The 5,768-nt window shown below is 68.5% G+C and carries 9 protein-coding genes; 5 read left to right on the forward strand and 4 right to left on the reverse strand.

Going from position 1 to position 5,768, the window contains the following annotated elements:
• Positions 1–3 precede the first annotated feature (3 nt).
• On the reverse strand, positions 4–1,083 hold the full coding sequence (arsB, locus tag AC1DOC_RS16445) for an ACR3 family arsenite efflux transporter (RefSeq protein ID WP_478081260.1): 1,080 nt from the start codon (positions 1,081–1,083) through the stop codon (positions 4–6).
• Entirely contained in the window at positions 1,080–1,397 is a 318-nt protein-coding gene (locus AC1DOC_RS16450) for an ArsR/SmtB family transcription factor (RefSeq protein ID WP_478081249.1), read from the reverse strand. The genes arsB and AC1DOC_RS16450 overlap by 4 nt, the downstream gene beginning before the upstream one ends.
• Positions 1,398–1,426: 29 nt before the next feature.
• Between AC1DOC_RS16450 and arsC the strand changes: the two genes are divergently transcribed.
• The 5 genes from arsC to AC1DOC_RS16475 all read left to right on the forward strand — a co-directional run bounded on the left by arsC (position 1,427) and on the right by AC1DOC_RS16475 (position 4,792).
• On the forward strand, positions 1,427–1,873 hold the full coding sequence (gene arsC, locus AC1DOC_RS16455) for an arsenate reductase (glutaredoxin) (protein WP_062361935.1): 447 nt from the start codon (positions 1,427–1,429) through the stop codon (positions 1,871–1,873).
• Positions 1,839–2,576: an arsenical resistance protein ArsH gene (arsH, locus tag AC1DOC_RS16460; protein WP_478081248.1), complete on the forward strand. Its 738-nt coding sequence runs from the start codon at positions 1,839–1,841 to the stop codon at positions 2,574–2,576. The genes arsC and arsH overlap by 35 nt, the downstream gene beginning before the upstream one ends.
• 92 nt (positions 2,577–2,668) lie before the next feature.
• Complete coding sequence (locus tag AC1DOC_RS16465) at positions 2,669–3,949, forward strand: NUDIX domain-containing protein (protein ID WP_012747091.1); 1,281 nt, start codon at positions 2,669–2,671, stop codon at positions 3,947–3,949.
• 329 nt (positions 3,950–4,278) lie between these two features.
• On the forward strand, positions 4,279–4,539 hold the full coding sequence (locus AC1DOC_RS16470; protein ID WP_012747090.1) for a hypothetical protein: 261 nt from the start codon (positions 4,279–4,281) through the stop codon (positions 4,537–4,539).
• A gap of 46 nt (positions 4,540–4,585) precedes the next feature.
• Entirely contained in the window at positions 4,586–4,792 is a 207-nt protein-coding gene (locus tag AC1DOC_RS16475) for a hypothetical protein (RefSeq protein ID WP_012747089.1), read from the forward strand.
• Positions 4,793–4,800: 8 nt separating this feature from the next.
• Here the strand turns inward: AC1DOC_RS16475 and AC1DOC_RS16480 are convergent, their stop codons facing one another.
• Positions 4,801–5,220, reverse strand: a complete 420-nt coding sequence (locus AC1DOC_RS16480; RefSeq protein WP_478081247.1) for a Crp/Fnr family transcriptional regulator — start codon at positions 5,218–5,220, stop codon at positions 4,801–4,803.
• A 79-nt stretch (positions 5,221–5,299) separates the two neighbouring features.
• A partial coding sequence (locus tag AC1DOC_RS16485) for a LysR substrate-binding domain-containing protein (RefSeq protein ID WP_478130098.1) occupies positions 5,300–5,768 on the reverse strand: 469 nt, incomplete at its 5' end.

Genomic DNA, 5,768 nt, shown 5'->3' on the forward strand with positions numbered 1-5,768 from the left:
CCCTCAGGCGGCCCGCACGCCTTTTTCGTACCAGCCCTGCGACCGGTTGACCACCGAAACCACCAGCAGCATCACCGGCACCTCGATCAGCACGCCCACCACCGTGGCCAGCGCAGCGCCCGACTGGAAGCCGAACAGGCTGATCGCCGTGGCCACCGCGAGCTCGAAGAAATTGCTCGCGCCGATCAGCGCCGACGGGCCGGCCACGCAGTGCGCCACGCCCAGCCTGCGGTTGAGCACGTAGGCCAGCCCCGAGTTCAGGAACACCTGGATCAGAATCGGCACCGCGAGCAGCGCAATCACCAGCGGCTGCCGGATGATGGCTTCGCCCTGGAAGGCGAACAGCAGCACCAGCGTGAGCAGCAGCGCCGAGATCGACCACGGCCCGAGCCGCGCCGCCACCGCCTGGAAGCGGGCCGTGCCCTTCTTGAGCAAGTGCTTGCGCAGCAGCTGCGCAATGACCACCGGCACCACGATGTACAGGCCCACCGAGGTCAAGAGCGTGTCCCAGGGCACCGTGATCGACGACAACCCGAGCAAGAGCGCAACCACCGGCGCGAAGGCCACCACCATGATCGCGTCGTTGAGCGCCACCTGCGACAGCGTGAAGTACGGGTCGCCCCTGCACAGCTGGCTCCACACGAACACCATCGCCGTGCAGGGCGCCGCCGCCAGCAGGATCAGGCCCGCGATGTAGCTGTCGAGCTGCGTGGGCGGAAGCAGCGGCGCGAACACGTGGCGGATGAAGATCCAGCCCAGCAGCGCCATCGAGAACGGCTTCACGGCCCAGTTGATGAAGAGCGTGACGCCGATACCGCGCCAATGCGCCTTCACCTGCCCGAGCGCCGCGAAGTCGATCTTCAGCAGCATCGGGATGATCATCACCCAGATCAGCACGCCCACCGGCACGTTAACCTTGGCCACCTCCAGCGACGCAATGCCGCGGAACACGCCCGGCAGCCACTGGCCCAGCGCAATGCCCACCACGATGCACAGCGCAACCCACACCGTGAGGTAGCGCTCGAAGAAGCCGATGGCGGGCGGCGGTGCGGACGGTGCAGCAGCGGTGGCGGCGGGATTCAGCACGACGCGCAAGCCTGGGGCAGGCAAGCCTCGCCCTGGCAGCARTTTTCGGTGAGGTAGCCGATGAGCGCGTTCATCTGCCCGAAGGCCGCGCGGTAGATCAGGTTGCGGCCGCTGCGCTCCTGCGTCACCAGCCCCGAATGGGTCAGCTCCTTCAGGTGGAACGAGAGACTGGTGGCCGGCACGTCGAGCGCCTCCACCAGCGCGCCGGGCGTGAGCCCCGCCGGGCCCGCCACCACCAGGGCGCGGAACACCTGCAGGCGCACCGGCTGGGCCAGCGCGGCCAGGGATCGGACGATGTCTTGTTCTTCCATATTTCAATAATAGTTGCATAATTGCAAGAATGCAATCGACCCGCCCCTCCATCACCATCTTTCACAACCCCGCGTGCGGCACTTCGCGCAACACGCTGGCGATGATCCGCAACAGCGGCGAAGAGCCCCGCGTCATCGAATACCTGAAGACCCCGCCCACAAGGGAAACGCTGCGCGAACTGCTCGCCGCCATGGCCATGGCCCCGCGCGCGCTGCTGCGCCGCAAGGGCACGCCGTACGACGAACTCGGGCTCGACGATCCCAAATGGTCGGACGAACAACTGCTCGACTTCATGCTCGCGCATCCGATCCTCATCAACCGCCCCATCGTGGTCACGCCGATCGGCACGCGCCTGTGCCGGCCTTCGGAAGCGGTGCTCGACATCCTGCCCTCGCCGCAAAAAGGCCCGTTCACCAAGGAAGACGGCGAGCTGGTCATCGATGCGGAGGGCCGCCGTGTCGAACGCGCTGCCTGAGCTTCCGAACATCGACGCCGGGCTGTTCGACCGGCCCTCGCCCGAGCGCCTGGCCAATGCGGCGCCGGCGCGCCACGCACCGCGCTTCCTGCTGCTGTACGGCTCGCTGCGCGAGCGCTCCTACAGCCGGCTGCTGACCGAAGAGGCCGCGCGGCTGCTGCGGGCCATGGGCGGCGAAACGCGCATCTTCGATCCGGCCGGCCTGCCGCTGCCCGACAGCGCGCCCGACGACCATCCCAAGGTGCAGGAGCTGCGCGAGCTCGCGCAATGGGCCGAAGGCATGGTGTGGTGCTCGCCCGAGCGACACGGCGCCATGACCGGCATCATGAAGGCGCAGATCGACTGGATTCCGCTGAGCGTAGGCGCCGTGCGGCCCACGCAGGGCAAGACGCTGGCCGTCATGCAGGTGTCGGGCGGATCGCAGTCGTTCAACGCGGTGAACCAGCTGCGCGTGCTCGGGCGCTGGATGCGCATGCTGACCATCCCCAACCAGTCGTCGGTCGCCAAGGCCTTCCTGGAGTTCGACGAGGCCGGGCGGATGAAGCCCTCCGCCTACTACGAGCGGGTGGTCGACGTGATGGAGGAACTGATGAAGTTCACCCTGCTCACGCGCGATGCGGCCGCCTACCTTGTCGACCGCTACAGCGAGCGCAGGGAAAGCGCCGAGCAGCTTTCCAGGCGCGTGAACCAGCGCGCGATCTGACGCGGTGCCCGAGGCCGTCGTTGGCCCGACAATCGGCGCCCATGAACGCCAAGCCTTCGACGACAACGACCCCGCCGGGTCCAGCGCCGTCCATGCCGCGCCCCATCCGCGTCGCGGCCTCCCTGATCCTCCTGCGCGACGGCGCCGACGGCATGGAAGTGCTGCTGCTGCGCCGCGCCGAGAAGGCCAACGACCAGAACAGCGGCGCCAGCGTCTTTCCGGGCGGCGTGGTCGACGCGCACGACCGCCGCCTGCACCTGATGTGCAAGGGCCTGGACGACGCCGCGGCCAGCGCGCGCCTGGGCCTGCCCGACGGCGGCCTCGACTACTACGCCGCCGCGGTGCGCGAATGCTTCGAGGAAGCGGGCGTCCTGTTTGCAAGCGATGCCGACGACCGCCTGGTCGAACTCGACGGCCTGCCGCCGAGCCGGCTCGAATCGATGCGGCATGCCGCCGAGCAGGGCACCGATGCGCTGCTGGCCATGTGCGAGGCGCAAGGCTGGCGCCTTGCGATGGACCGGCTGGCCTATTTCAGCCACTGGCTCACGCCGCCCGGCATGCCGCGCCGCTTCGACACCCGCTTCTTCATTGCGCAGATGCCGCCGGCACAGGCCGTGAAGCCCGACGGCCGCGAGACCGTGGCGCACATGTGGCTCAAGCCTGCGGAGGCGGCGGACCCGCGCCGCGGCCTCAAGCTGATGAACGTGACACGGCGCACGCTCGAAGAGCTGGCAGGCTTCGGCAGCGCTGCCGACTGCATGGCGCATGCGCGGGCGCTGACGCGGATCGTGCTGAACATGCCGCGGCTGGCCGACGGGCCTGCGGGCCGCCGCGCGGTGAACATCGACGAAGCCGCCTACGAGGAGATCGGCCACCTCGACCCCGACGGCAAGGGCCATGCGCACTATGCGCTCGAGCCGGGCCTGGTCACGCGGCTGTCGGCGCGCGTCGTGCGCGTGGCGGGCGCAGCGGATTCGCATCACGGCTATTTCGTCGGCGGCGAAGGCGGCCACTGGGCATTGATCGATCCCCTGCCGCACGGCCTTGCGCAGAACGCAGCGCCGGGCCAGGTGAAGTGGCTGCTCTGGACCGCGGCGGGTACGCAGCCCTCGGCCGCGACGCTCGATGCGCTTCGATCCGCATGGCCCGATGCTGCCGTGCTGTGGCCGCAGCCCGGGGACACCCTGCGCCTTGCGGGCGCAACGCTGCACGTCAGTCAAGCGGCCGATCGGGGCGTCCCCGCGCGCCAGTTCCTGCTGGCCGAAGAACGCATGCTGTTCACCGGCTGCGCCGCGGCGCCCGCAGCGCATGCGACCGGCGAGGCCGAATGGATCGCTCCGGCCAGCGGCTTCATCTTCCGCGCGCAGCGCTAGCGCAAGCTCTCACAGCCGGCCGATGGCGGCCTTGAGTTCCTCGAGCGAAGCGGGTTTCGGCAGATGCGCGTTGAAGCCGGCCTCCAGCGCCCGGCGTGCATCGGCGCGGCGGCCGAAGCCGGACATCGCGATCGAAGGCAGCTCGCGCGTGGCCGGGCGCCGCCGCCTCGAGCAGTTCCAGCCACCGCTCGTGTAATCCCGTAAGCAGCATCTTGCCGCGGCCGCTGGATGTAGTCTGCGCTGCCACCTCACATGCGAAAGGTTCCTACGCGGCACCTTCGATCGCGATCCGAATCTTTGATGTCGACACCGCGCTGGAAGGAACATCCATGAACGCCTTGGACCTGCTGAACCTGGATGTACTGCTCGCGCGCAGCGTACTGCTGCGCGCCGACTACGTGCAGGTCCAGAGCCGGATCCGCGACTCGTTGTCCCGCCGCAACCGCGATCTCGGCAGCGGCCCCGCGGACGAGGATTTCGACGAACTCATCCACGCCATGAGCCGGTCGCTTTCGGCCGACGCCCGCTATCTCTGCACCCTGTCGTTTGCAGTGCGCGGCATCATCGAACGCGCGAAGGCCACGGCCTGACCGGGCGCCTGGCCCCCGCCTTCTGCACTGAAGGGAAATCGCAAGAATGAAGTCTTCTCGACAACTCAAGACCGACGAGCGTGACAATGCGCGGCTGTTCCGCTGGGGCATCGGCGCGGCCATCTTCGTGTTCATCCTGGCGCTGGCCTACAACTTCCTGGCGCAGACGCGCGAGGAAGCACCGGTCAAGCCGTCGACGCCGACCCAGAGCGCGCCGCAAACGGCTCCGGCCAGCCCGCCGCCGGGCAAATAGCGCGTGGCCTACCCCAGGCCGAGTTGCCCGCGCATCGCCCTGGTGCGCTCGATGGCCATGCCCAGCAGCTTCAGCGCCATCTGCGGGTACTGCTCGCAGAGCCCGCGCATGGCCACCACGGGAATCAGGTACACCGAAGAAGCCTCGGCCGCCACCAGCGTGTGGTTTGCCTGGTAGCGGCTTTCGCTGAGCGAAGGACCAAGGAAGAAGTCGTGCTGGCAGATCAGGTCGGTGACGACATCGGCGCCGCTCGCGCGTCCGTGGCTCACCACCTGGAGCAGACCGCTCGCCACGCAATAGACCCGGTCGGTCCACTCGCCAGCGGCAAGAACGGTTTCATCGCACTGGTAGGCGCGCAGTTCGCTGGCCTCGTCCAATGCCGTGCGGTCCGCATGCGGCAGATCGGCGACCAGGGTATGCAAATACATGCCCGAATGGTCCTCCAAGGCACTGCAGAGTGCATTCCCATGAATTGGGTATTCGGTGCAGGAAAGCCACGGCGCCGCCTCAAGCCGCGGACTTCACCCTGGCCGCGCGCCGCAGGCATTCGATCAACTGCTGGGTGCTGGGCGTGCGCCGGCGCCCGCGCATGGTGATGAGGCCCACCGGCGGCAGCTCGATCGGCACCTTGAGCGCCAGCACCTTGAGCATGCCCTGCTGCTGGAAATGCCGCGCCACCGAGCGCGCCATGAAGGCCACCGCATCGCGCTGCTGCAAAAAGCTGATCTGCGCGAGGAACGAGGCCGACTCGATGATGTCCGCCGGCGGATGCACGCCGTCGCGAAAGAACATCTGGTCGAGCTTCACGCGCAGCGAGGCCCAGGGCGGCGGCATCACGCAGTGCTCCCTGGCCAGGTCGGCCCAGCCCAGCCGGCGCTTTGCGGCCAGCGGGTGCCCCGGCCGCACCACCGCCTGCATGGGCTCGGCAAGCAGCGCCTCGGTCTCGAGGTCGGGCGCGGCGTAGCCGGGCTCCAGC

This window comes from Variovorax sp. 01T439_2, from assembly GCF_056398445.1.

What these genes read in the sequence shown, in the direction of transcription:
- arsC (WP_062361935.1), top strand. Translation starts at nt 1,427, where the DNA reads ATGCAATCGACCCGCCCCTCCATCACCATCTTTCACAACCCCGCGTGC.
- AC1DOC_RS16475 (WP_012747089.1), top strand. Translation starts at nt 4,586, where the DNA reads ATGAAGTCTTCTCGACAACTCAAGACCGACGAGCGTGACAATGCGCGG.
- AC1DOC_RS16465 (WP_012747091.1), top strand. Translation starts at nt 2,669, where the DNA reads ATGCCGCGCCCCATCCGCGTCGCGGCCTCCCTGATCCTCCTGCGCGAC.
- AC1DOC_RS16470 (WP_012747090.1), top strand. Translation starts at nt 4,279, where the DNA reads ATGAACGCCTTGGACCTGCTGAACCTGGATGTACTGCTCGCGCGCAGC.
- arsH (WP_478081248.1), top strand. Translation starts at nt 1,839, where the DNA reads ATGCGGAGGGCCGCCGTGTCGAACGCGCTGCCTGAGCTTCCGAACATC.
- AC1DOC_RS16480 (WP_478081247.1), bottom strand. Translation starts at nt 5,220, where the DNA reads ATGTATTTGCATACCCTGGTCGCCGATCTGCCGCATGCGGACCGCACG.